This is a genomic window from Citrobacter sp. LUTT5 (assembly GCF_009905315.1).
In the GTDB taxonomy this organism is placed as follows: Bacteria; Pseudomonadota; Gammaproteobacteria; order Enterobacterales; family Enterobacteriaceae; genus Citrobacter; species Citrobacter freundii.
In genome coordinates this window covers 3,356,897-3,379,815 of sequence record NZ_CP047606.1, presented here as the reverse complement: position 1 = coordinate 3,379,815, position 22,919 = coordinate 3,356,897, and the positions used below count along the sequence as shown (strand labels likewise).

Here is a 22,919-nt window from a genome sequence, read left to right as displayed (position 1 = left end):
ATAATATATTACACAACAACATAAGGGATTTAATTATGGGAGAGGCTATTTCTCTCTGGCCATTGACGGGGATCGCCGTCATCGTGGTCGGATTTCTTTTACGTTTTAACCCGGTATTGGTGGTTATTATTGCCGGGATCGTCACGGGACTGGCGGCGCATATGCCTATCGCCACTATTCTCGAGAAACTGGGTGAAGGTTTTCTTAACACCCGCAACCTACCGTTTATCCTGCTGATCCCACTGGCGGTAATCGGTCTGCTGGAACGTCACGGTCTGAAAGAGCGTGCACAGGCGTGGATTGCAAAAATCCGCAGCGCTACCAGCGGCCGCCTGCTGATTGTCTATCTGTTCATTCGCGAAGCGACCGCTGCATTAGGACTCACCAGTCTGGGGGGGCATCCGCAAATGGTGCGTCCGCTGCTGGCGCCGATGGCGGAAGGGGCCGCTGAGAAAAATCACGGCGAGATACCTGGGGCGGTACGCTATCGACTGCGCGCAATGTCAGCGGCGACCGATAACGTCGGGCTGTTTTTCGGTGAAGATATCTTTGTTGCTTTCGGCGCCATCATCTTCATGCATAACTTTATGCTGGAGTCTGGTGGGATCCAGACCGAACCGCTGCATATCGCCCTATGGGGGATCCCAACGGCAATTTGTGCTTTCCTGATCCACGGCACACGTTTGTGGCGTCTGGATAGCTATTTGCAACGTGAGGTGGCGAAAGCGAACGCCGCAGCGAAAGGGGAAGCGCAATGAATTTTCAACAAAGCTATCTCTACTGGCTGGCGGGCGCGGTATTACTGATTGTGGCCGTCATGTCCTGGCAGGATAAAGCGAACCCGCGTCGTTTCACCACTGGCCTGTTTTGGGGCATATACGGCGTACTGTTTCTGCTTGGCGACTGGACATTCTCGCTGTTTGGCGACAAGCGCGCGGTGCATATTGCCGTCGGTATTGCGGTGGTCGTCCTGGCGCTGATCGCCGGTTTTGGCGGCGTGAAGCTGGGAAGTTACCATCAACGGACGCAGCAACAGCGCGAAGAAAGTGCCAGTCGCTTGGGCAACCGCCTTTTTTTCCCGGCGCTGGCGATCCCGGTAGTAACGGTTATTGGCGTGCTGATGTTCAACCATATTCCGGGCTTACAGGATGCGCTGTTTGGGCCGGGTAATCACGCCACGCTGGTGACGCTTTTTTCCATGACCGCAGGTTCGTTGATTGGTCTGGCGATGGCAATAAAAATGACCCATGAGCGGGTGCATCAACCGATCCAGGAGGCGCGCCGTCTGCTGGACTCCATCGGCTGGGCGTTCATCCTGCCACAGATTCTGGCTACGCTCGGGCTGTTGTTTACGGCAGCGGGCGTAGGCAGCGGCATTTCATATCTGACGCAGGAATATCTGGCGGTAGACAGTCGCTTTATCGCAGTGGCGGTGTACACCATCGGCATGGCATTGCTGACTATGGTCATGGGCAATGCGTTTGCTGCTTTCCCGATCGTGACCGCTGGGATTGGTATTCCAATTCTTGTACTGCAACACGGTGGTAATCCGGCGGTAATGGCGGCGATTGGTATGTTCTCCGGTTATTGCGGGACACTGATGACGCCGATGGCGGCGAACTTTAACATTGTCCCTGCTGCGCTGCTGGAACTACCGGACAAAAATGCTGTGATTAAAGCGCAGGTGCCAACCGGCATACTGCTGCTATTGGTCAACGTGTTCCTAATGTATTTCCTGATGTTCTTGTAAGGTGACAGGATGAAAACAGTACTCATCACGGGATTTGAACCCTTTGGCGGCGAATCAGTTAACCCTTCCTGGGAAGTGGTCTCGGGACTCGATAATGCTATCATCGGTGGATGCCGCGTCGTTGCCCGCCAACTGCCGTGCGTCTTTGGCGAGTCTCTTACCGTACTCAATGGCGCGATTGACGCGCTGTCGCCATCGCTGGTCCTGGCGGTGGGGCAGGCAGGTGGCCGCACGGATATCACCGTGGAACGCGTGGCGATTAACGTTGACGATGCGCGTATTGCAGATAATCAGGGGCAACAGCCGGTAGATGTGCCGATTGTAGCCGATGGTCCAGCGGCATGGTTTAGCTCGCTGCCGATCAAAGCGATGGTTGTGGCTATGCGCAACGCGGGAATTCCGGCCTCGGTTTCCCAGACCGCTGGCACTTTCGTGTGTAATCATGTGATGTATGGTCTGCTGCATAAACTACGCGATGTACCGGCGGTGAAGGGCGGCTTTATTCATATCCCATATTTGCCGCAACAGGCTGCACAGCATCCCGGAGCGCCAAGTATGGTGACAGAAACGGTGCGCCGTGCGCTGGAGATTGCAATTGCCACCGCCTTGCAGGTGGAAAGCGATATCGCAGTGACGGGCGGCGCAACACATTAACAAAGGACAGTATTATGCCTGAAGGCCCGGAGATCCGCCGCGCGGCGGATAACCTGGAGGCGGCAGTCAAAGGCAAACCCCTGACGGATGTCTGGTTTGCCTTTGAGCAGTTAAAACCGTATCAATCTCAACTGATTGGGCAGAGTGTTACCCAGCTTGAAACGCGAGGGAAAGCATTACTGACCCATTTTTCCAATGGCCTGACGCTGTACAGTCACAATCAGCTCTATGGCGTGTGGCGAGTGGTGGATACGGGCAACATCCCGCAGACCTCGCGGGTACTCCGTGTCAGATTGCAAACGCAAGACAAAACTATCCTGCTGTATAGCGCGTCTGATATCGAAATGCTGACGCCAGAACAGCTCGCCACCCATCCGTTCCTGCAACGGGTAGGACCGGATGTACTGGATTTACGTTTAACGCCCGATGACGTTAAAGCGCGTCTGTTATCTCCGCGTTTTTGCAATCGCCAGTTTTCTGGTCTGCTACTGGACCAGGCTTTTCTGGCGGGATTAGGTAACTACTTGCGGGTAGAGATCCTTTGGCAGGTTGGGTTGACCGGGCAGCATAAAGCGTCGCAGCTTGCCGATGAACAGTTGGATCAACTGGCACATGCGCTGCTTGATATTCCGCGCCTGTCTTATAATACCCGCGGGCTGGTCGATGAGAATAAACATCACGGTGCGTTGTTTCGCTTCAAGGTCTTTCATCGGGACGGCGAAGCCTGTGAGCGTTGTGGTGGGACTATCGAGAAAACGATGCTCTCTTCGCGACCTTTTTACTGGTGTCCGGGATGTCAGAAATAGCATAGCATGGTGCGGTCCCGGTGATGCAGAGGGGCAATTCGAATAACGTCACCTGAATCTCTCAAGGAGATGAGAAGGAGTGAAATATGGATTTTAACCGTTTTTATTGTAGCGGTTTACTTGTCGCAGTAACGAGTTCCTTTTCCGCATTTGCTACCGCCGCAGAGACGGTAGCCCCTAAATGCGAGTCCGGGCCGCAGGATATGGAATATGTCTATGAGCATGGTGCCCAGACCCGTTGTTTTTATCCTGCAATGACTCTGGATGAAACGTATCAGGTTTTCAGAAAAGCGCGTTCAGACCGTGAAAATTTGCTCCCGACTCTGACCGTAGGTAATGATCTTAAAATAGAAAATCTCGGAGATACTGACCAGGTGGAATATATCTGGAAAGGTAAGAATGAGCTGCATATTACGCAGAATTTTCCGGGGGGCGTGACAGAATTTACGTTTGCAGCGGATAAATCCGGAACAGCCGTAACCGAAATTGGGTATCCGGATTAACGCATACCTTATGATGACGGTATTTTTCTCGGCGCGTGCACCGAAATAAACCGCGCGACTGCGGGGCCAGTTAACAAAATGCTGAACAGTCGCAGGGTTTGCATCGCCATGATGAGCGCCATATCAGCGTGGCTTCCTGCGGCAATCACCGCGACAGAATCCACGCCACCTGGGCTGGTTGCCAGATAGGCAGTGAGAAAATCAATCTGCATGTAATGCGCCAGTCCCCAGGCCATAGCTGCGCAGATCGCCATTAGTGAAAAAATGGACAACAGGATCTGCGGCAGTGGTCGTAATGCCATTAGAAAGATCTGTTTGTCAAAGCCAAGGCCGATTTGCCAGCCGATGGCCATATAGGCTATCGCCAGTAGCCATTCCGGCAGTTCAATCACCATTACTCCGCTTGCATTCAGCAAGGCACCCACCAGCATCGGCAATAGCATGACGCCAGAGGGAATACGCAGTAAGCGTCCAGCCGTGCCGGCAACGGCGGCCAGCATCAGAGTGCTGAAAAGATTGCCGCTTAGCGGCGGAAACCAGATGATTTGTTCACTGACCGCCAGCGCCTGGTCGCCCATCACCAGCCGGGTGACCATCGCTGCCGCGCCGACCACCAACAGTACACGCAGATACTGCATAAACGCCACCAGTCGGATGTCGGCACCATAATCCTGGGCCATTGCAACCATTGCCGCTGCGCCGCCTGGTGACGAGCCCCATGCGCCGGTGTTCCCCGGTAGCGTACTGTAGCGAACCAGCAGCCAGCCGATTATCGCGCTGCTGATAAGGGTTGCCAGCAGGATAACAATCACCATCGGCCAGTGGGCTGCAAGGGTTGTGAAGATTGAACCGGTCAGATTTTGGGCAATCATGCAGCCGAGAATCGCCTGCGCGCCAAGAAATGTGCAGCGGGGAGGATGCAGAGAGATGCCGCGCAGACTGAAGATGATGCCAACGATCATCGAACCGAGCAGCAAGGGGCCTGGAAGATGGATAAACAGAAAGAGCAGGGAAAGCACGAGCGATAGCACAAACAACAGGCTCCACTGCAAAACAGGCATCCCATGCTCCTGAGTTATATGCTGCGTTTAACGTGTTGATACAGCATAGAGAAAAAGTCCGCTGAAAAAAATATCAAGTATCAATAAAAACGGATTAGCCAGTGACGGAGTCAGGTATATTGGCGGTCTGCCACAGGATCGAACGGCAGACCTTAAGAACATTAGAGGTTGGCATAACGAGTTCAGGATAAAATGAAGATAGATTCACCTTTTTTAAGAATTGGCTAGAGGAATTGAGTATTTTAGCTCCATTTTTGGTGCATCATCTAAATATCTACTGGATCGGGCCACTAAATACCCTGCGATTTCCTCAGTAGTTAACTCAACATGTAACATATCAGGATTCTGGAACCATTCATTCGGCCAAAAAATAAGATCGGATGGATTACCGTCAAAATTTTTCTCGAGTAATGAAAGGGCATGATCTTGTTCGGATTCCTTGCACTTGGGATCGCAAACAGTACGAATGGTTTGAATCAGTTCGTCCCATGTAAAATCGGCATACCATTGTGCTCTGGTAAACGCTATACGAGTAAACTCTACGGCGTTAGTCCAGGAGGAAAAGTCTCTGAAATCAGAAAATGTTCGGGGAGAAACGACCTGGCTGTTCCATTCATCAATCATGCTCCTTAGCGCAGAGTCTTCTTCCTTTGCGCCTTTATCAATTCTTGCAAGTATCTGTGTGGCTTTTTGTGACAGTTCCTTGATCTTGCGACTACTGACCTTAACTGGTCTCATTCGTTCAGGCAGAGGCATTGTCAGAATCCTTAAATAGTGGGAGTCCCTGGACTTACGCCATCTTTTGATTTCATCAATGACGCCTTGCGGGCTGTCTTCTCGGTCATCTGGGGGATAAAAAATCAAACCATTACCTTCCGGATGATCCACTATTTTATCGAAATGATCGACTAATGAGTCGATGTAATATTCACGGTCTATTTCTCCCAGGTAGCGTGGGTTTGTGGAGAATTCATATGAATTCAGCTTCGGTGTAGTCTTCGAGTTTTTGCTTAAGATGATTCATATATTCACTGTTTTAATAAATTTCTTTGCAGAGCTTATTTAGAATCTTTAAATAACTCTAAGCCATGAGATGCTCTCCATTTTTTTATTTCCTTGAATATTCCCAAGGGTGAACATTCAATCTCATCTGGTGTATTAAAAATCAGTCCATTACCAAGTGGGTGCTGGGTGACTTTGACTACATGTAGTTGTAGATCATCGATAAATTTACCAAAATCCTTGGCATTTAGCCCATGTTTATTCTCAAAAAAGTTAGATAGCAGAGCAATGAACTCTGACTCAGTGTAATCGCTTATGGTTTTTTCATTATCTATTAGCATTTTTATGTATTCCTATATGTAAGCGAGGAGTAGTAATGTTTATATTATCCATATTAAAAACTTCTCCGCCATGCTGGATTTCTTCTACGTGATGAAGTTCAAAAGTCGTTCTGCCGCCTACCTGCTCTGAAGGAATAGGATATGGTGCCAACCCCATTCTTATCAGGGTTTGGTTAGATGGTTTAAAATCCTTCATAAGCTCAGGGCATTCTGACACCGCAAGCCAGAATTCTTCTCTGAAATGGTCAAAGTTGCGAAATGTTCTTCCTCGCAGCTTATCCGCCACCTGTGCAGGTATCGGCGCTCCCAGCCCAGAACTGGCGGCCTCAAGCCAACGACCATTTCCGGATAAAATTTCACCGTGGCCGGTTGCTGTACCGGGGTCGTCCCGGGCTGTTTTCAGGTATACATATATCGGCTGAATGCCTGAATCGGCCGGAAAGACCAGAATATAATCGTTAAAATCGGCGACATCGGGCACAAGGAACGGCGGCGTGGTGTATTCGTTTTTGCCATCCGGGATTGGTGTCACCAGAATGGTTGGCTGATCCAGCGGTGGAACATTGCTACCCGTATGTGTGGGTAAATCGCCGGTCGCAGGATTTTCCGGCGTCCATGTGATTAACGGCCCGTCTGCGTCGTGGGCAGGCGTAAATTCATAGCGATGATGTTCATCGTTCCACAGCATATTCGCGACGCGCACGTTTTCATAAGGAGTACCTTCGCCGGTATGCACGCCGTAGACTTGCGATTTACCGTGAATGTCGGTTCCCCAGAAAAAACGAACCCGGGTGGTGGCAGTGCCACCTACCAGCGCCTTTTTCCGTAGTTCTTCTTCATACCAGAACTCATCGCGTCCGGGAACGCGTGCACTGTCCGTACCCGCGGACGGAATATACAGCGCGGAAGCCAACGCGCCGATATAAGGAACGCCGCGTGCGGCGCTGAGCATGCCACTGAGTGACCACTCGCCCCGCGTCTGTACAGCCTTTTTCTTTCAGACAGGATTTGGCATAGACCGGCGTAACTGCTGGAATGTGTGGTGCAGGGGGAGAAGGGCGTTTCACTATGGGTTTTATCGTACTGACCGGCTGAGGGCGGGGTGGTATAAATAAACGGTTGTACTCAGCAGGCAATGCCAGGTAGTCAAACTCAGTGTTGGCAATCAGGTGTTTGCAAAGAATATAGTCATACGATACTGCAATTTCTTCGGTATCCAGCTCGTTTAGGGCCACATAGGTTTGTATGCTTTTTACCGATGCATTTCTTAATTGAATATAATAGAAGCGTTCCCATCTACTAAATCTGTTTATTCTCCATAAATCAATTTCAATAAACAGACGTTCATTATTATTGATGGCGTTAATCAATAACGGTGTGCTTTTATCAATTAGTTTTGTGAAGTTCAGTAGCTGGGTATTAATACCAGAATCAGTATTAGCTAATCCATTCGAAAGTGAAAAAACAAAAATCTCATCAGGATGGTTTTCCTGCCAGCGATTCCCTACTGACGCGGAAGTGCCGCAGCCGGAAGAAATATTTCCTTGTTGTTCACCTGTTATCTTCAGGTAAATAAGAGCGCCCGTGCCATTTAATTCAGAGATGTATTTTATAAGACCGAATTAAATAGCTAATAAATTTAAAAATCAAATTATGCGTTGGCGATTGATGCTATATAAAAGGGGCGCATGTCTGAAATGTATTTTGGGACGAATTAGCTGATGAGAATAATATTGATGAGATGAATGCGGTAATTTGAGCAGGGTCTGAGAAAAGCCACCGGAATTACCCGGTGGCCTGAACAATTAACGCTTAATATCAGATTTAAAATCGCGCTTGTCGTAGCCGGTGTACAGCTGACGCGGACGGGCGATTTTCATGCCGTCGGTGTGCATTTCGTTCCAGTGTGCAATCCAGCCAACGGTACGCGCCATGGCGAAGATAACGGTGAACATGGAGGACGGAATCCCCATCGCTTTCAGAATTATGCCGGAGTAGAAGTCTACGTTCGGGTAGAGTTTCTTCTCGATGAAGTATGGGTCGTTGAGCGCAATGTGCTCAAGTTCCATCGCCACTTCCAGCAGATCATCTTTGGTGCCCAGTTCTTTCAGCACTTCGTGGCAGGTTTCACGCATGACGGTAGCGCGCGGGTCATAGTTTTTATAAACACGGTGACCAAAGCCCATCAGGCGGAAGGAATCATTCTTGTCTTTCGCGCGGCGAACAAATTCCGGAATGTGTTTAACAGAGCTGATTTCTTCCAGCATTTTCAGTGCAGCTTCGTTTGCGCCGCCGTGTGCCGGTCCCCACAGGGAAGCGATACCAGCCGCGATGCAGGCAAACGGGTTAGCGCCAGAAGAGCCCGCGGTACGTACGGTAGAGGTTGAGGCGTTCTGTTCGTGGTCAGCGTGCAGGATTAAGATACGGTCCATGGCGCGTTCCAGAATCGGATTCACTTCGTATTTTTCGCACGGCGTAGAGAACATCATGTTCAGGAAGTTACCGGCGTAGGAGAGATCGTTACGCGGGTACACGAACGGCTGCCCGATGGAATATTTGTAGCACATCGCTGCCATGGTTGGCATTTTGGACAGCAGACGGAAAGCGGCGATTTCACGGTGACGCGCGTTGTTTACATCAAGCGAGTCATGATAAAACGCTGCCAGCGCTCCGGTGACACCGCACATAACGGCCATCGGGTGAGAGTCGCGGCGGAAACCGTGGAACAGACGCGTGATCTGCTCGTGGATCATGGTATGGCGAGTGACTGTGGTTTTGAACTCGTCGTACTCTTCCTGCGTCGGTTTTTCGCCGTACAGCAGGATATAACACACTTCCAGATAGTTGGACTCGGTCGCCAACTGGTCAATCGGGAAGCCGCGATGCAGCAAAACACCTTCGTCACCGTCGATGAAAGTAATTTTGGATTCGCAGGATGCGGTAGAGGTAAAACCTGGGTCAAAAGTAAACATCCCTTTTGAGCCAAGGCTACGAATATCAATAACGTCCTGACCGAGCGTACCTTTCAGCACATCCAGTTCAATAGCAGCATCACCATTTAGAGTGAGTTTTGCTTTAGTATCAGCCATTTACGGTCTCCTTAGCGCCTTATTGCTTAAGACTGCCGGAACTCAAATTTGCCTTCGTGCATCAATAAACCGTTACCAGTTTGTTATTTGGCTCGCCGCTCTGCGAAAGAGGGGATGACCTGGGTACAGAGCTATGGGCGCTTGCAGGTAAAACGGTCTTTTTATGGCGAATAAACTGCAAATCAAGAACTTAGCAATCCGAATTATTTAACCTGTCTATCACTAATAACTGTCCTGAAGGTATTGGTCAATACTTCCACACTGTTACATAACTAAATCTCCGGTGAAAGAGTGACCCCATAACTTTTACGCATTATATGCTTTTTCTGGTGTCGTTTGTAACAACTTTGTTTAATGATTGTCAAATCAGATGATTAAAAATTAAAATAATGTTGTTATCGTGACCTATGTCACTGTTCGGGATAAAACCCGACAAACTATATGTAGGTTAATTGTAATGATTTTGTGAACGTCCTATACTGCCGCCAGGTCTCCGGAATACCCTGCAATCCCGAGCCAACCAGCGTTGTAACGTGTCGTTTTAGCATCTGGAAGCAGTGTTTTATATGACGCGTAGTTATAGTAAGGACGCTGTCTGACCCGCACGCAGACCGGAGGAAGGAAATCCCGTCGTCTTTCAGGCTACAGGTGTCTTCATCTTCTGTACCCGAAGTCTAAAGGGAATAATAAGAACAGCATGTGGGCGTTATTCATGATAAGAAATGTGAAAAAACAAAGACCTGTCAATCTGGATCTGCAAACGATCCGGTTCCCAATCACGGCGATAGCGTCCATTCTCCATCGCGTATCCGGAGTGATCACCTTCGTGGCGGTCGGGATTCTGTTGTGGTTATTGGGTACCAGCCTTTCCTCCCCTGAAGGTTTCCTCACCGCGTCATCCATTATGAATAACTTCTTTGTGGAGTTAATTCTGTGGGGGATCCTGATTGCGCTGGCATATCACGCCGTAATGGGCATTCGCCATCTGTTGATGGATTTTGGCTATATCGAAGAAACCCTCGAAGCAGGGACACGCTCCGCCAAAATTTGTTTCGTTATTATTGTCGTGCTTTCACTTCTCGCAGGAGTCCTCGTATGGTAAGCAACGCCTCCGCATTAGGACGCAACGGCGTACATGACTTCATTCTGGTCCGTGCTACCGCTATCGTTCTGACGTTATACATCATCTTTATGGTCGGTTTCTTCGCCACCAGCGGCGAGCTGACGTATGAAGTCTGGACCGGTTTCTTCTCATCGGCATTCACCAAAGTCTTCACCCTGCTGGCACTTTTCTCCATCTTGATTCATGCCTGGATCGGCATGTGGCAGGTGTTGACCGACTACGTTAAACCTCTGGCTGTGCGCCTGATTCTGCAACTGGCTATCGTTGTTGCGCTGGTGGTTTACGTCATTTATGGATTTGTTGTGGTGTGGGGTGTGTAATGAAACTGCCAGTCAGAGAATTTGATGCTGTTGTGATTGGTGCCGGCGGCGCAGGTATGCGCGCGGCGCTGCAAATTTCCCAGAGCGGGCAGACTTGTGCGCTGCTCTCTAAAGTGTTCCCAACCCGTTCCCATACCGTATCCGCGCAGGGTGGCATCACCGTTGCGCTCGGTAATACCCATGAAGATAACTGGGAATGGCACATGTACGACACCGTCAAAGGGTCGGACTACATTGGTGACCAGGACGCTATTGAATATATGTGTAAAACCGGTCCGGAAGCGATTCTGGAACTGGACCACATGGGGCTGCCGTTCTCTCGCCTCGACAATGGCACAATTTATCAACGTCCGTTTGGCGGCCAGTCGAAGAACTTCGGCGGTGAGCAAGCGGCACGTACTGCGGCAGCGGCAGACCGTACCGGTCATGCGCTGTTGCACACGCTGTATCAGCAGAACCTGAAAAACCATACCACCATCTTCTCAGAATGGTATGCGCTGGATCTGGTAAAAAATGCCGATGGCGCGATTGTCGGTTGTACCGCGTTGTGTATTGAAACCGGTGAGGTAGTTTACTTCAAAGCCCGTGCGACCGTGCTGGCGACCGGCGGTGCTGGCCGTATTTATCAGTCCACCACCAATGCCCACATCAATACTGGTGACGGTGTTGGTATGGCTATCCGCGCTGGCGTGCCGGTGCAGGATATGGAAATGTGGCAGTTCCACCCAACCGGTATCGCCGGTGCGGGCGTTCTGGTCACAGAAGGCTGCCGTGGTGAAGGTGGCTACCTGCTGAACAAACACGGTGAGCGCTTCATGGAGCGTTATGCCCCGAATGCGAAAGACCTGGCGGGTCGTGACGTGGTGGCGCGTTCCATCATGATCGAAATCCGTGAAGGTCGCGGCTGCGACGGCCCGTGGGGTCCGCACGCTAAGCTGAAACTCGACCACCTGGGTAAAGAAGTGCTGGAATCCCGTCTGCCGGGCATTCTCGAACTGTCCCGTACCTTTGCTCACGTTGACCCGGTTAAAGAGCCGATTCCGGTTATCCCAACCTGCCACTATATGATGGGTGGTATTCCGACCAAAGTTACTGGCCAGGCGCTGACTGTGAATGAGCAGGGCGAAGATGTGGTGATCCCGGGGCTGTTTGCCGTCGGCGAAATCGCCTGTGTGTCGGTTCACGGCGCCAACCGTCTCGGCGGCAACTCGCTGCTGGACCTGGTGGTGTTTGGTCGTGCGGTGGGTCTGCATCTGCAGGAATCTATCGCTGAGCAGGGTGACCTGCTGGATGCGACCGAAGATGAAATCGATGCTTCTCTGGCCCGTCTGAATCGCTGGAACGGCAACCGTAACGGTGAAGACCCGGTGGCGATTCGCAAAGCGCTGCAAGAATGTATGCAGCATAACTTCTCGGTATTCCGCGAAGGCGATGCGATGGCTAAAGGTCTGGAAGAGCTGAAAGCGATTCGCGAACGCCTGAAAAATGCCCGTCTGGACGATACCTCCAGCGAGTTCAACACCCAGCGCGTTGAGTGTCTGGAGTTGGATAACCTGATGGAGACCGCGTACGCCACTGCAGTCTCTGCAAACTTCCGTACCGAAAGCCGTGGCGCGCATAGCCGCTTCGACTTCCCGGAACGAGATGATGAAAACTGGCTGTGCCATTCCCTGTACCTGCCAGAATCGGAATCCATGACGCGACGTCAAGTCAATATGGAACCGAAGCTGCGCCCGGCATTCCCGCCGAAGATTCGTACTTATTAATGCGGAGACAGGACAATGAAACTCGAGTTTTCAGTTTATCGCTATAACCCGGATGTTGACGACGCTCCGCGTATGCAGGATTACACCCTGGAGGCGGAAGAAGGACGCGACATGATGCTGCTGGATGCATTGATGCAGCTGAAAGAAAAAGATCCGTCTCTGTCGTTCCGCCGCTCCTGCCGTGAAGGGGTCTGCGGCTCCGACGGTCTGAATATGAACGGCAAAAATGGACTGGCCTGTATCACACCTATTTCTGCGCTGAATCAGCCGGGCAAGAAAATTGTCATTCGCCCGCTGCCGGGTTTACCGGTTGTGCGCGATTTGGTGGTAGACATGGGGCAATTCTACGCACAGTATGAGAAGATTAAGCCTTACTTGTTGAATAATGGGAAAAATCCGCCGGCTCGTGAGCATTTACAAATGCCTGAGCAGCGTGAGAAGCTCGATGGGCTGTATGAATGTATTTTGTGTGCATGCTGCTCAACGTCCTGCCCATCATTCTGGTGGAATCCGGACAAGTTTATTGGCCCGGCAGGCCTGCTGGCCGCGTATCGCTTCTTAATTGATAGCCGCGATACCGAGACCGACAGCCGCCTGGAAGGTTTAAGTGACGCTTTCAGCGTATTCCGCTGTCATAGCATCATGAACTGCGTCAGCGTATGTCCTAAAGGACTGAACCCGACGCGCGCCATCGGCCATATTAAGTCGATGCTGCTCAAACGTAGTGCGTAAGATTTTGTAGTGGTTGCCGGGGAAGTGATTCCCCGGTAGTACAGGAAACCTCTAAAAACTGCCATATGAGTAGTAATAATCGAGATGTTCAGAGCGAGACAAGGCCGCAACGCAGTCGTAGCCTGAACAGCGAAGATTATTAGACAGTTTTTAAAGGTTCCTTAGCGGACGCAGATGACACGACAGTCCGCAACAAGTGAACCCCGGCACGCACATCGGTGTGCGTGGTAGTATCCACGGCGAAATACTCGTCATAGTTCACGTTGTATGTGCGTTGGCTGCACTTGCTCACCCTGGTCACTTACTGGATGTAAGCTCCCTGGGATTCGCAAGCTTGCCACCTTCCTGAAACGCGATCTATTTAGAGTATTAAATAAGCAGAAAAGATGCTTAAGGGATCACGATGCAGAACAGCGCTTTGAAAGCCTGGTTGGACTCTTCTTACCTCTCTGGTTCTAACCAGAGCTGGATAGAACAGCTCTATGAAGACTTCTTAACCGACCCTGACTCGGTAGATGCTAACTGGCGTTCGACGTTCCAGCAGTTACCTGGTACCGGAGTCAAACCGGATCAACTCCACTCAAAAACACGTGATTATTTCCGTCGGCAGGCGTTGATTACTCCACGTTACTCTTCTTCTATCTCCGACCCTGATGCCAATGTGAAGCAGGTTAAAGTCCTGCAGCTCATTAACGCCTACCGTTTCCGCGGTCATCAGCATGCGAATCTTGATCCGCTGGGACTGTGGCAGCAAGAAAATGTGGCCGATCTGGACCCGTCTTTCCACGATCTGACCGATGCGGATTTCCAGGAAAGCTTTAATGTAGGTTCTTTTGCCGGCGGCAAAGACACCATGAAGCTGAGCGACCTGGTTGTTGCGCTGAAACAAACCTACTGCGGCCCAATTGGCGCCGAGTATATGCACATCACCAGCACCGAAGAAAAACGCTGGCTTCAACAGCGTATCGAGTCTGGCCGTGCCGCATTCAGTAGCGAAGAGAAGAAACGCTTCCTGAGCGAACTGACCGCAGCAGAAGGTCTGGAACGCTACCTGGGCGCTAAGTTCCCGGGCGCGAAACGCTTCTCGCTGGAAGGCGGTGATGCGTTAATCCCAATGCTCAAAGAGATGATCCGCCACGCGGGTAACAGCGGTACCCGTGAAGTGGTGCTGGGTATGGCGCACCGTGGTCGTCTGAACGTTCTGGTTAACGTACTGGGCAAACGCCCGCAGGAACTGTTCGACGAATTTGCGGGCAAACATAAAGAACACCTCGGCACCGGTGACGTGAAGTACCACATGGGCTTCTCGTCTGATATCGAAACCGAAGGCGGTCTGGTACACCTGGCGCTGGCGTTTAACCCGTCGCACCTGGAAATCGTTAGCCCGGTGGTTATCGGCTCCGTACGTGCACGCCTGGATCGTCTGGACGAGCCGAGCAGCAATAAAGTACTGCCAATCACCATCCACGGCGATGCGGCGGTAACCGGGCAGGGCGTGGTTCAGGAAACCCTGAACATGTCGAAAGCGCGTGGTTACGAAGTGGGCGGTACCGTTCGCATCGTCATCAACAACCAGGTGGGCTTTACTACCTCTAACCCGTTGGATGCGCGTTCTACTCCGTACTGCACCGACATCGGTAAGATGGTTCAGGCGCCAATCTTCCACGTTAACGCGGATGACCCGGAAGCGGTCGCTTTCGTGACGCGTCTGGCTCTGGATTTCCGTAACACCTTCAAACGCGATGTGTTCATCGATCTGGTGTGCTACCGCCGTCACGGCCACAACGAAGCCGACGAGCCGAGCGCAACCCAGCCGCTGATGTATCAGAAAATCAAAAAGCATCCGACCCCGCGTAAAATTTACGCTGACAAGCTGGAAGCGGACAAAGTCGCCACGCTGGAAGATGCGACTGAAATGGTCAATCTGTACCGTGATGCGCTGGATGCTGGTGAATGCGTGGTGAAAGAGTGGCGTCCAATGAACATGCACTCCTTCACCTGGTCGCCGTACCTCAACCACGAGTGGGACGAAAGCTACCCGAACAAGGTTGAGATGAAGCGTCTGCAGGAGCTGGCAAAACGCATCAGCACCGTGCCTGAAGCCGTTGAAATGCAGTCGCGTGTTGCCAAAATTTACGGCGACCGTCAGGCCATGGCCGCAGGCGAGAAGCTATTCGACTGGGGTGGGGCGGAGAATCTGGCTTACGCCACGCTGGTTGACGAAGGCATTCCGGTTCGTCTGTCGGGTGAAGACTCCGGTCGCGGAACCTTCTTCCACCGTCACGCAGTGATTCATAACCAGGCGAACGGTTCAACCTACACGCCGCTGCAGCATGTGCATAACGGTCAGGGCACGTTCCGCGTATGGGACTCCGTGCTGTCTGAAGAAGCGGTACTGGCGTTCGAGTATGGTTATGCCACGGCAGAACCGCGCACGCTGACCATCTGGGAAGCGCAGTTCGGCGACTTCGCCAACGGTGCGCAGGTGGTTATCGACCAGTTCATCTCTTCCGGCGAGCAGAAATGGGGCCGTATGTGCGGTCTGGTGATGCTGCTGCCGCACGGCTACGAAGGTCAGGGTCCGGAGCACTCTTCCGCGCGTCTGGAACGTTATCTGCAACTTTGCGCTGAGCAAAACATGCAGGTTTGCGTCCCGTCTACCCCGGCACAGGTCTACCACATGCTGCGTCGTCAGGCGCTGCGCGGTATGCGCCGTCCGCTGGTGGTGATGTCACCGAAGTCGCTGCTGCGTCATCCGTTGGCGGTGTCTACGCTGGACGAACTGGCAAATGGCACCTTCCTGCCAGCCATTGGCGAAGTCGATGAACTTGATCCGAAAGGCGTGAAGCGTGTCGTGATGTGTTCTGGTAAGGTTTATTACGACCTGCTGGAGCAACGCCGCAAGAACGACCAAAAAGATGTTGCCATTGTGCGCATCGAACAGCTCTATCCGTTCCCGCATAAAGCGGTGCAGGAAGCGCTGAAACAGTTTGCTCATGTACATGATTTTGTCTGGTGCCAGGAAGAGCCGCTCAACCAGGGCGCATGGTACTGCAGCCAGCATCATTTCCGTGAAGTAATTCCATTTGGGTCAGCTCTGCGTTATGCAGGTCGCCCGGCCTCTGCCTCTCCGGCAGTAGGGTATATGTCCGTTCACCAGAAGCAGCAACAAGATCTGGTAAATGACGCGCTGAACGTCGATTAAATAAAGGATAAATAATGAGTAGCGTAGATATTCTTGTTCCCGACCTGCCTGAATCCGTAGCGGATGCAACGGTTGCAACCTGGCACAAAAAACCGGGCGATGCAGTACGTCGTGATGAAGTACTGGTAGAAATCGAAACTGACAAAGTGGTACTGGAAGTACCGGCATCAGCGGACGGTATTCTTGATGCGGTTCTGGAAGATGAAGGGACAACCGTCACTTCTCGCCAGATCCTTGGTCGCCTGCGTGAAGGCAACAGCACCGGTAAAGAAACCAGCGCTAAGTCTGAAGAGAAAGATTCTACTCCGGCACAGCGCCAGCAGGCGTCTCTTGCTGAGCAGAACAACGATGCCCTGAGCCCGGCGATCCGTCGCCTGCTGGGTGAGCATAACCTCGAAGCCAGCGCTATCAACGGCACCGGTGTCGGCGGTCGTATCACGCGTGAAGATGTTGAAAAACATCTGGCGAAAGCCCCGGCTGCGAAAGCCGAAGCAAAAGCGCCGGCAGCAGCACCTGCACCACAGGCTCAACTGGGCGCGCGTGGCGAAAAACGTGTTCCGATGACCCGTCTGCGCAAACGCGTAGCCGAGCGTCTGCTGGAAGCGAAAAATTCCACCGCCATGCTGACCACTTTCAACGAAGTCAACATGAAGCCAATCATGGACCTGCGTAAGCAATACGGTGATGCGTTCGAGAAACGCCACGGTATCCGTCTGGGCTTTATGTCTTTCTACGTGAAAGCGGTAGTTGAAGCGCTGAAACGCTATCCGGAAGTGAACGCGTCCATCGACGGCGATGACGTGGTTTATCACAACTACTTTGATGTCAGCATGGCGGTCTCCACGCCGCGTGGTCTGGTCACGCCGGTCCTGCGTGATGTGGATCTGCTGGGTATGGCTGACATCGAGAAGAACATTAAAGAACTGGCAGTTAAAGGTCGCGACGGCAAGTTGACGGTTGAAGATCTGACGGGCGGTAACTTCACCATCACTAACGGTGGTGTGTTCGGTTCCCTGATGTCCACGCCGATCATCAACCCACCGCAGAGCGCCATCCTGGGTATGCATGCCATCAAAGATCGTCCGATGGCGGTAGACGGCAAGGTTGAAATCCTGCCGATGATGTATCTGGCGCTGTCTTATGACCACCGTCTGATCGATGGTCGTGAGTCAGTAGGCTTCCTGGTAACCATTAAAGAGTTGCTGGAAGATCCAACGCGTCTGCTGCTGGACGTGTAGTTAATAAGAGTATCACCTGCCCCGTAGGTCTGGATGCTTATCAGACCTACGGGTAAAAGATAACGATTACCTGAAGGATGGACAGAACACATGAACTTACATGAATATCAGGCAAAACAACTTTTTGCCCGCTATGGCTTACCGGCACCGGTGGGTTATGCCTGTACTACTCCGCGTGAAGCAGAAGAAGCCGCTTCAAAAATCGGCGCTGGCCCGTGGGTAGTGAAATGTCAGGTTCACGCTGGTGGCCGCGGTAAAGCGGGCGGTGTGAAGGTTGTGAACAGCAAAGAAGACATTCGCGCTTTTGCTGAACACTGGCTGGGTAAACGTCTGGTTACTTACCAGACAGACGCTCATGGCCAACCGGTAAATCAGATTCTGGTTGAAGCCGCGACCGACATTGGTAAAGAACTTTACCTCGGCGCAGTTGTTGACCGTAGCTCCCGTCGCGTGGTCTTCATGGCCTCTACCGAAGGCGGCGTGGAAATCGAAAAAGTAGCGGAAGAAACCCCGCACCTGATCCACAAAGTGGCGCTCGATCCGCTGGCAGGCCCGATGCCTTACCAGGGGCGCGAGCTGGCGTTCAAACTGGGTCTGGAAGGTAAACAGGTTCAGCAGTTCACCAAGATCTTCATGGGTCTGGCGACTATCTTCCTGGAGCGCGACCTGGCGCTGATCGAAATCAACCCGCTGGTTGTCACCAAACAGGGTGACCTGATCTGCCTCGACGGCAAACTGGGCGCTGACGGCAACGCGCTGTTCCGCCAGGCTGACCTGCGCGAAATGCGCGACCAGTCTCAGGAAGATCCGCGTGAAGCGCAGGCTGCGCAGTGGGAACTGAACTACGTTGCGCTCGATGGCAACATCGGTTGTATGGTTAACGGTGCGGGCCTGGCAATGGGCACCATGGACATCGTTAAGCTGCACGGCGGCGAACCGGCTAACTTCCTCGACGTTGGTGGCGGTGCGACCAAAGAGCGTGTAACCGAAGCGTTCAAAATTATCCTCTCTGATGACAATGTTAAAGCCGTACTGGTTAACATCTTCGGCGGTATCGTACGTTGCGACCTGATCGCCGACGGTATCATCGGCGCGGTAGCAGAAGTAGGTGTAAACGTTCCGGTCGTGGTACGTCTGGAAGGTAATAACGCTGAACTCGGCGCGAAAAAACTGGCTGATAGTGGCCTGAATATTATTGCAGCGAAAAGTCTGACGGATGCAGCTCAGCAGGTTGTTGCCGCAGTGGAGGGGAAATAATGTCAGTTTTAATTAATAAAGATACCAAGGTTATCTGCCAGGGCTTCACCGGTAGCCAGGGGACATTCCACTCCGAACAAGCGATTGCTTACGGTACTCAGATGGTTGGCGGCGTAACGCCAGGTAAAGGCGGCACCACGCACCTGGGCCTGCCGGTGTTCAACACCGTGCGTGAAGCTGTAGAAGCGACTGGCGCTACCGCCACCGTTATCTACGTTCCGGCACCGTTCTGCAAAGACTCCATACTGGAAGCGATTGATGCTGGTATCAAACTGATTATCACCATCACCGAAGGCATCCCGACGCTGGATATGCTGACCGTGAAGGTGAAGCTGGATGAAGCTGGCGTGCGCATGATCGGCCCGAACTGCCCAGGTGTGATCACCCCGGGCGAGTGCAAAATCGGCATCATGCCGGGCCACATTCACAAGCCGGGTAAAGTGGGTATCGTTTCCCGTTCAGGTACCCTGACCTATGAAGCGGTTAAGCAGACTACCGACTACGGTTTCGGCCAGTCCACCTGTGTGGGCATCGGTGGTGACCCGATCCCAGGCTCTAACTTCATCGACATCCTGAAGCTGTTCCAGGAAGATCCGCAGACCGAAGCGATCGTCATGATCGGTGAAATCGGCGGTAGTGCAGAAGAAGAAGCCGCTGCATACATTAAAGATCATGTAACCAAGCCGGTTGTGGGTTACATCGCGGGTGTGACTGCACCGAAAGGTAAGCGTATGGGTCACGCGGGTGCGATCATCGCAGGTGGGAAAGGTACGGCGGATGAGAAATTCGCTGCGCTGGAAGCCGCAGGCGTGAAAACTGTTCGTAGCCTGGCCGATATCGGCGAAGCGCTGAAAACCGTTATTAAGTAATAAATAAAAAACAGCCCTGACTCTCTGCGTAGTCAAGGGCTGGTCCCGTTTCGACATGGTTGGCCATCTGATGATGGCCTTTTTTTATTTTTAGTTATCTGAATCTTGCAAATTACTCATAATCATCTGCATAAATGAGATTATTTTTTGCGGTGAACATCATTCTTTCTCTTGATTAAATTCTGCATATTACCGGCTTTAATTTCATTAATGCCGGAGGATACCGTGTCGTTGAAAATTCAGGATGATTACCTACAACGTTTTTTCTCAATAGCAAAGGTATTTTCCAGTGCGACTGGATTAGCCACCGTCGTGGTTGATGTTACCGGAAAAATTCTCTCGGATTGTCATAATTTTAATTCGTTCTGCACATTAATGCGGGCGGATGAACGCTATTGTGTGAGTTGTCAAAAGTGTGACAAGTATTGTGCTTTTGAAGGATTAAAACACCTTAAACCCAGAATACTCAGCTGTCATGCGGGGCTAAGTCTGTTTTCTATGCCATTAATTCGCGAGGGGAATCTGTACGGTTTTATGCTCTGTGGGCAGGTGCGGGCAAAATATCAGGAATATAAAACTATCATTATTGATAATGAATACTCATGGATGGATGAACCAAAAATAAAAACTGAATGGAGTAAGGTGGCGGTAGTCGATAATAATACGCTGGTGGCATCAGCAAATTTATTGAATTTTATTATTGATAATTTTGAGACAGAACAACAATCTGATGAGATTGTTATCCCAGCGACCAGTTACATGCGTCATTATTTTACAGAGCCTTCCCGACACGAGAAAAAGCTACTGGCAGCGTTGCGTTATATCGATGAGAATTTGTATGGTGAATTATCCCTTGAATCCGTAGCAGCTCACGTCTGCTTAAGCGCAAACTATTTCAGCCGTTTTTTTAAGAAACGGCAGGGCGTTAACTTTAAAACCTGGGTGAATCAGAAAAAAATGCAAAAAGCGGGGGAGTTATTGCACGATCCCGTTCATTCCATAGACAGCATTGCCCGGAAACTCCAATACGCACAAACCAGCTACTTTTGCCGCGTTTTCCGGGCGGCGCATCAAACGTCGCCCCAGTCTTTTCGTCATGCCAGACTGTCACAGTAAAGGTTTTCTGGCAGCTTGAAGGCTTCAGGGATAAAAGAGAGCCGATCGCTCAGGGTAACCACATCACCAATCACTATCAGTGCAGGGGGAAGGATGTTAGCTTCCTGCGCCTTGCTCAGTAGTGAACCGAGCGTACAGGTCAGTCGGCGCTGATTATCGCGGGTGGCAGACATAATTAGCGCTGCAGGCGTATCTGCTGATTTTCCACCCATCAATAATTCCTCACAGATAAACGCCAGATTGGCGATGCCCATGACGATAACCAGCGTACCATTCAGTTTTGCCAGTTGACGCCAGTCCTGCTGTTGGTTGCCCTCCCGTGTATGGCCGGTCACTACGTGAAATCCCGAGGCGAAATCGCGGTGTGTTACCGGAATCCCGGCATAGGTCAGGCCACCAATGGTTGAGCTGATACCCGGCACCACTTCAAATGGGATGCCCGTCTCGACGAGATCCTCAACTTCTTCAGCCCCGCGTCCAAAAACATACGGATCGCCACCTTTCAGGCGTACAATATTATTGTGAGTTTGGGCATACTGGACAAGCAGCGCATTGATTTCATCCTGGGGTACACAATGGAAGCCTGGGTTTTTGCCGACATTGATAAGCAGGCAATCTGGTAATGCCCATTCCAAAATTTTAGGATTGACCAGCCGATCGTAAATAATGATATCAGCCTGTTTAATGCACATCATTGCTTTGAGGGTGAGCAATGAAATATCACCGGGACCTGCCCCAACGAGCCAGACCTTTCCGAAAGTTTTCACATTGTGTCCTTTATCACATCGATCAAAAAAAGGCAGAAACTACATCAAGGAATGATAAAAAGCAGTCGTTTGCCCGTAAGTTATAACGTGAAATTATCCAAAATTATCGCACTGATAATATTGATTAATCTCGCAAAGTTTTTTCTGCAATAAACAAGATGACTTGAAAAATTATTAAGAACTTATTGGCACTATTTGCTTAAGTTTAACCTTATTTAAATTGTGTTTATTGTTTCCCTTAAGTATTATTGGTTAATATTCATCCACCATCAGTGTGAGCAAATCATGGATTGGATCAATGACATTAATGGATGAAATAAAATATAACTCTCGATGCTTATCTGGGTGTCTTGAATTATTTTTTATAAATTAAACTATTTTTGCACGCTGCATATGGAAGAGGTTATGAGAGGAAAAATACCTAAGACGGAGTTGCTGGTAACTTTTGAAGTTGTTGCGCGTCACGAAAGTTATACCCGGGCAGCTGAAGAGCTGGCCCTAACACAAAGTGCTGTTTTCCGCCAGGTAAATGCACTGGAGGATTTTCTCAATACCGCGCTATTTAATCACGCCAAAAAACGCATTTTTTTAAATGCGGCTGGCAAACACTATTTAAGCATCGTTAAAGAAACGTTAAATAAGCTTGAACGAGATACGACGACGATAATGACCTGGCAGCCGACGGTACAGGTTATTGAGCTGGCGGTGAATCCGACGTTCAGCACGCACTGGCTGATCCCAAACCTGCGGGAATTTAACAAACTTAATCCTGATATTATCGTGAACATTCATTCCCTGGCGAATATTGGTGATTTTCTCAATCGAGAGTATGACGCGGCAATCATGCGCGAAGACTTTTATTCGCCATGGTCAGGGGTTGAGTACCTGTTTGAAGAGGAGATTCTGCCGGTATGCAGTCGCTGTTTGCTGGCCGAACCGGAACGAAAACTGGCGGTAAACGAATTACTAAACGAATTCCCGCTATTGCACCAAAGCACGCGCATCAAAGGTTGGCAGGAATGGTTTGCGCTGTCAGATGTCAGCAGTCCGCTGGTGAATAAAGGTCCGAGATTTGATTTGTTATCGATGCTGATCGCGGCGGTCCGCTCTAATCTGGGCGTTGCGCTGCTCCCGCGTTTTGCCATTCAGCACGATCTGGACAGTGGCGATATGGTCATTCCTTGCGATGTTCCGATGCGTACCGGAAATCGATTTATTATGACATGGCGTGAAGAAAAATCGGAATCCGAGCATTTACAGATTTTCCGCAACTGGTTGCTCAGTAAGTCCGTAGTATCGGCTGCCTGAGGGTGGCTTATG

20 protein-coding genes and 3 pseudogenes are annotated in these 22,919 nt (G+C 50.9%); 15 read left to right on the top strand and 8 right to left on the bottom strand.

The window, feature by feature from the left end; all coding sequences use genetic code 11:
* The first annotated feature begins 35 nt into the window (after positions 1–35).
* The 5 genes from GUC46_RS16380 (at position 36) to GUC46_RS16360 (ending at position 3,713) form a co-directional block, all read left to right on the top strand.
* Positions 36–758, top strand: coding sequence for a DUF969 domain-containing protein (locus GUC46_RS16380; protein ID WP_003835449.1), 723 nt, complete (start codon positions 36–38; stop codon positions 756–758).
* A complete protein-coding gene (locus GUC46_RS16375) occupies positions 755–1,750 on the top strand; it encodes a DUF979 domain-containing protein (protein ID WP_003847337.1) in 996 nt (331 codons plus the stop codon). Before GUC46_RS16380 ends, GUC46_RS16375 begins: the two co-directional genes overlap by 4 nt.
* A gap of 9 nt (positions 1,751–1,759) precedes the next feature.
* Complete coding sequence (pcp, locus tag GUC46_RS16370) at positions 1,760–2,404, top strand: pyroglutamyl-peptidase I (RefSeq protein ID WP_160180496.1); 645 nt, start codon at positions 1,760–1,762, stop codon at positions 2,402–2,404.
* A 14-nt stretch (positions 2,405–2,418) separates the two neighbouring features.
* Complete coding sequence (gene nei, locus GUC46_RS16365) at positions 2,419–3,210, top strand: endonuclease VIII (RefSeq protein ID WP_102190734.1); 792 nt, start codon at positions 2,419–2,421, stop codon at positions 3,208–3,210.
* A gap of 86 nt (positions 3,211–3,296) precedes the next feature.
* Positions 3,297–3,713 carry a hypothetical protein gene (locus GUC46_RS16360; protein WP_130714868.1) on the top strand — a complete coding sequence of 139 codons (417 nt, stop codon included), beginning with the start codon at positions 3,297–3,299 and terminating at the stop codon, positions 3,711–3,713.
* Between the two features lie 8 nt (positions 3,714–3,721).
* On the opposite strand, the gene GUC46_RS16355 is transcribed toward GUC46_RS16360, so the two are convergent.
* From GUC46_RS16355 to GUC46_RS23955, 7 genes and pseudogenes are all read right to left on the bottom strand, one after another.
* The gene (locus GUC46_RS16355; RefSeq protein ID WP_102190733.1) at positions 3,722–4,774 is read right to left on the bottom strand and encodes an AbrB family transcriptional regulator; all 1,053 of its coding nucleotides are present in this window, start codon (positions 4,772–4,774) and stop codon (positions 3,722–3,724) included.
* A 213-nt stretch (positions 4,775–4,987) separates the two neighbouring features.
* Complete coding sequence (locus tag GUC46_RS16350) at positions 4,988–5,530, bottom strand: hypothetical protein (RefSeq protein ID WP_049003268.1); 543 nt, start codon at positions 5,528–5,530, stop codon at positions 4,988–4,990.
* Between the two features lie 87 nt (positions 5,531–5,617).
* Positions 5,618–5,662, bottom strand: a pseudogene (locus GUC46_RS24120) (bacteriocin immunity protein); the annotation flags it as partial.
* Positions 5,663–5,832: 170 nt separating this feature from the next.
* On the bottom strand, positions 5,833–6,117 hold the full coding sequence (locus tag GUC46_RS16340) for a bacteriocin immunity protein (RefSeq protein ID WP_016149801.1): 285 nt from the start codon (positions 6,115–6,117) through the stop codon (positions 5,833–5,835).
* Positions 6,104–7,721: pseudogene (tssD, locus tag GUC46_RS24300) on the bottom strand (type VI secretion system tube protein TssD). The gene GUC46_RS16340 and the pseudogene tssD overlap by 14 nt, the downstream one beginning before the upstream one ends.
* A 201-nt stretch (positions 7,722–7,922) precedes the next feature.
* Positions 7,923–9,206, bottom strand: a complete 1,284-nt coding sequence (locus GUC46_RS16330; protein ID WP_003831404.1) for a citrate synthase — start codon at positions 9,204–9,206, stop codon at positions 7,923–7,925.
* Positions 9,207–9,409: 203 nt separating this feature from the next.
* Positions 9,410–9,520: pseudogene (locus tag GUC46_RS23955) on the bottom strand (hypothetical protein).
* Positions 9,521–9,903: 383 nt separating this feature from the next.
* Between GUC46_RS23955 and sdhC the strand changes: the two are divergent.
* The 9 genes from sdhC to GUC46_RS16285 all read left to right on the top strand — a co-directional run bounded on the left by sdhC (position 9,904) and on the right by GUC46_RS16285 (position 20,832).
* Positions 9,904–10,308: a succinate dehydrogenase cytochrome b556 subunit gene (gene sdhC, locus GUC46_RS16325; RefSeq protein ID WP_003831406.1), complete on the top strand. Its 405-nt coding sequence runs from the start codon at positions 9,904–9,906 to the stop codon at positions 10,306–10,308.
* Positions 10,302–10,649 (top strand): succinate dehydrogenase membrane anchor subunit, encoded by a 348-nt coding sequence (gene sdhD / locus GUC46_RS16320; protein WP_003022916.1) that lies wholly within the window; start codon positions 10,302–10,304, stop codon positions 10,647–10,649. The genes sdhC and sdhD overlap by 7 nt, the downstream gene beginning before the upstream one ends.
* Positions 10,649–12,415: a succinate dehydrogenase flavoprotein subunit gene (gene sdhA / locus GUC46_RS16315; RefSeq protein WP_003022919.1), complete on the top strand. Its 1,767-nt coding sequence runs from the start codon at positions 10,649–10,651 to the stop codon at positions 12,413–12,415. Before sdhD ends, sdhA begins: the two co-directional genes overlap by 1 nt.
* Before the next feature lie 15 nt (positions 12,416–12,430).
* On the top strand, positions 12,431–13,147 hold the full coding sequence (gene sdhB, locus GUC46_RS16310) for a succinate dehydrogenase iron-sulfur subunit SdhB (protein WP_003022921.1): 717 nt from the start codon (positions 12,431–12,433) through the stop codon (positions 13,145–13,147).
* Between the two features lie 403 nt (positions 13,148–13,550).
* Positions 13,551–16,352, top strand: coding sequence for a 2-oxoglutarate dehydrogenase E1 component (gene sucA / locus GUC46_RS16305; protein ID WP_003847318.1), 2,802 nt, complete (start codon positions 13,551–13,553; stop codon positions 16,350–16,352).
* Positions 16,353–16,366: 14 nt separating this feature from the next.
* The gene (gene odhB / locus GUC46_RS16300) at positions 16,367–17,590 is read left to right on the top strand and encodes a 2-oxoglutarate dehydrogenase complex dihydrolipoyllysine-residue succinyltransferase (RefSeq protein ID WP_003022925.1); all 1,224 of its coding nucleotides are present in this window, start codon (positions 16,367–16,369) and stop codon (positions 17,588–17,590) included.
* Between the two features lie 90 nt (positions 17,591–17,680).
* The gene (sucC, locus tag GUC46_RS16295; protein ID WP_003022927.1) at positions 17,681–18,847 is read left to right on the top strand and encodes an ADP-forming succinate--CoA ligase subunit beta; all 1,167 of its coding nucleotides are present in this window, start codon (positions 17,681–17,683) and stop codon (positions 18,845–18,847) included.
* A complete protein-coding gene (gene sucD / locus GUC46_RS16290) occupies positions 18,847–19,716 on the top strand; it encodes a succinate--CoA ligase subunit alpha (RefSeq protein WP_003022929.1) in 870 nt (289 codons plus the stop codon). Before sucC ends, sucD begins: the two co-directional genes overlap by 1 nt.
* A gap of 225 nt (positions 19,717–19,941) precedes the next feature.
* Positions 19,942–20,832, top strand: coding sequence for a PocR ligand-binding domain-containing protein (locus GUC46_RS16285; RefSeq protein WP_049014667.1), 891 nt, complete (start codon positions 19,942–19,944; stop codon positions 20,830–20,832).
* On the opposite strand, the gene cobA is transcribed toward GUC46_RS16285, so the two are convergent.
* Complete coding sequence (gene cobA / locus GUC46_RS16280; RefSeq protein WP_044712655.1) at positions 20,811–21,599, bottom strand: uroporphyrinogen-III C-methyltransferase; 789 nt, start codon at positions 21,597–21,599, stop codon at positions 20,811–20,813. The two genes, GUC46_RS16285 and cobA, sit on opposite strands and share 22 nt — an antisense overlap.
* A gap of 405 nt (positions 21,600–22,004) precedes the next feature.
* Between cobA and GUC46_RS16275 the strand changes: the two genes are divergently transcribed.
* Positions 22,005–22,907 carry a LysR substrate-binding domain-containing protein gene (locus GUC46_RS16275; protein ID WP_003022936.1) on the top strand — a complete coding sequence of 301 codons (903 nt, stop codon included), beginning with the start codon at positions 22,005–22,007 and terminating at the stop codon, positions 22,905–22,907.
* Positions 22,908–22,919: the final 12 nt, after the last annotated feature.

Bases quoted from the DNA above. Each gene is read 5' to 3' on its own strand.
- sdhD (WP_003022916.1), top strand. From the start codon at position 10,302: ATGGTAAGCAACGCCTCCGCATTAGGACGCAACGGCGTACATGACTTC.
- GUC46_RS16355 (WP_102190733.1), bottom strand. From the start codon at position 4,774: ATGCCTGTTTTGCAGTGGAGCCTGTTGTTTGTGCTATCGCTCGTGCTT.
- nei (WP_102190734.1), top strand. From the start codon at position 2,419: ATGCCTGAAGGCCCGGAGATCCGCCGCGCGGCGGATAACCTGGAGGCG.
- sdhC (WP_003831406.1), top strand. From the start codon at position 9,904: ATGTGGGCGTTATTCATGATAAGAAATGTGAAAAAACAAAGACCTGTC.
- GUC46_RS16375 (WP_003847337.1), top strand. From the start codon at position 755: ATGAATTTTCAACAAAGCTATCTCTACTGGCTGGCGGGCGCGGTATTA.
- sucD (WP_003022929.1), top strand. From the start codon at position 18,847: ATGTCAGTTTTAATTAATAAAGATACCAAGGTTATCTGCCAGGGCTTC.
- sucC (WP_003022927.1), top strand. From the start codon at position 17,681: ATGAACTTACATGAATATCAGGCAAAACAACTTTTTGCCCGCTATGGC.
- GUC46_RS16360 (WP_130714868.1), top strand. From the start codon at position 3,297: ATGGATTTTAACCGTTTTTATTGTAGCGGTTTACTTGTCGCAGTAACG.
- GUC46_RS16350 (WP_049003268.1), bottom strand. From the start codon at position 5,530: ATGCCTCTGCCTGAACGAATGAGACCAGTTAAGGTCAGTAGTCGCAAG.
- GUC46_RS16330 (WP_003831404.1), bottom strand. From the start codon at position 9,206: ATGGCTGATACTAAAGCAAAACTCACTCTAAATGGTGATGCTGCTATT.
- pcp (WP_160180496.1), top strand. From the start codon at position 1,760: ATGAAAACAGTACTCATCACGGGATTTGAACCCTTTGGCGGCGAATCA.
- GUC46_RS16275 (WP_003022936.1), top strand. From the start codon at position 22,005: ATGAGAGGAAAAATACCTAAGACGGAGTTGCTGGTAACTTTTGAAGTT.
- GUC46_RS16340 (WP_016149801.1), bottom strand. From the start codon at position 6,117: ATGCTAATAGATAATGAAAAAACCATAAGCGATTACACTGAGTCAGAG.
- sdhB (WP_003022921.1), top strand. From the start codon at position 12,431: ATGAAACTCGAGTTTTCAGTTTATCGCTATAACCCGGATGTTGACGAC.
- sucA (WP_003847318.1), top strand. From the start codon at position 13,551: ATGCAGAACAGCGCTTTGAAAGCCTGGTTGGACTCTTCTTACCTCTCT.
- odhB (WP_003022925.1), top strand. From the start codon at position 16,367: ATGAGTAGCGTAGATATTCTTGTTCCCGACCTGCCTGAATCCGTAGCG.
- sdhA (WP_003022919.1), top strand. From the start codon at position 10,649: ATGAAACTGCCAGTCAGAGAATTTGATGCTGTTGTGATTGGTGCCGGC.
- GUC46_RS16380 (WP_003835449.1), top strand. From the start codon at position 36: ATGGGAGAGGCTATTTCTCTCTGGCCATTGACGGGGATCGCCGTCATC.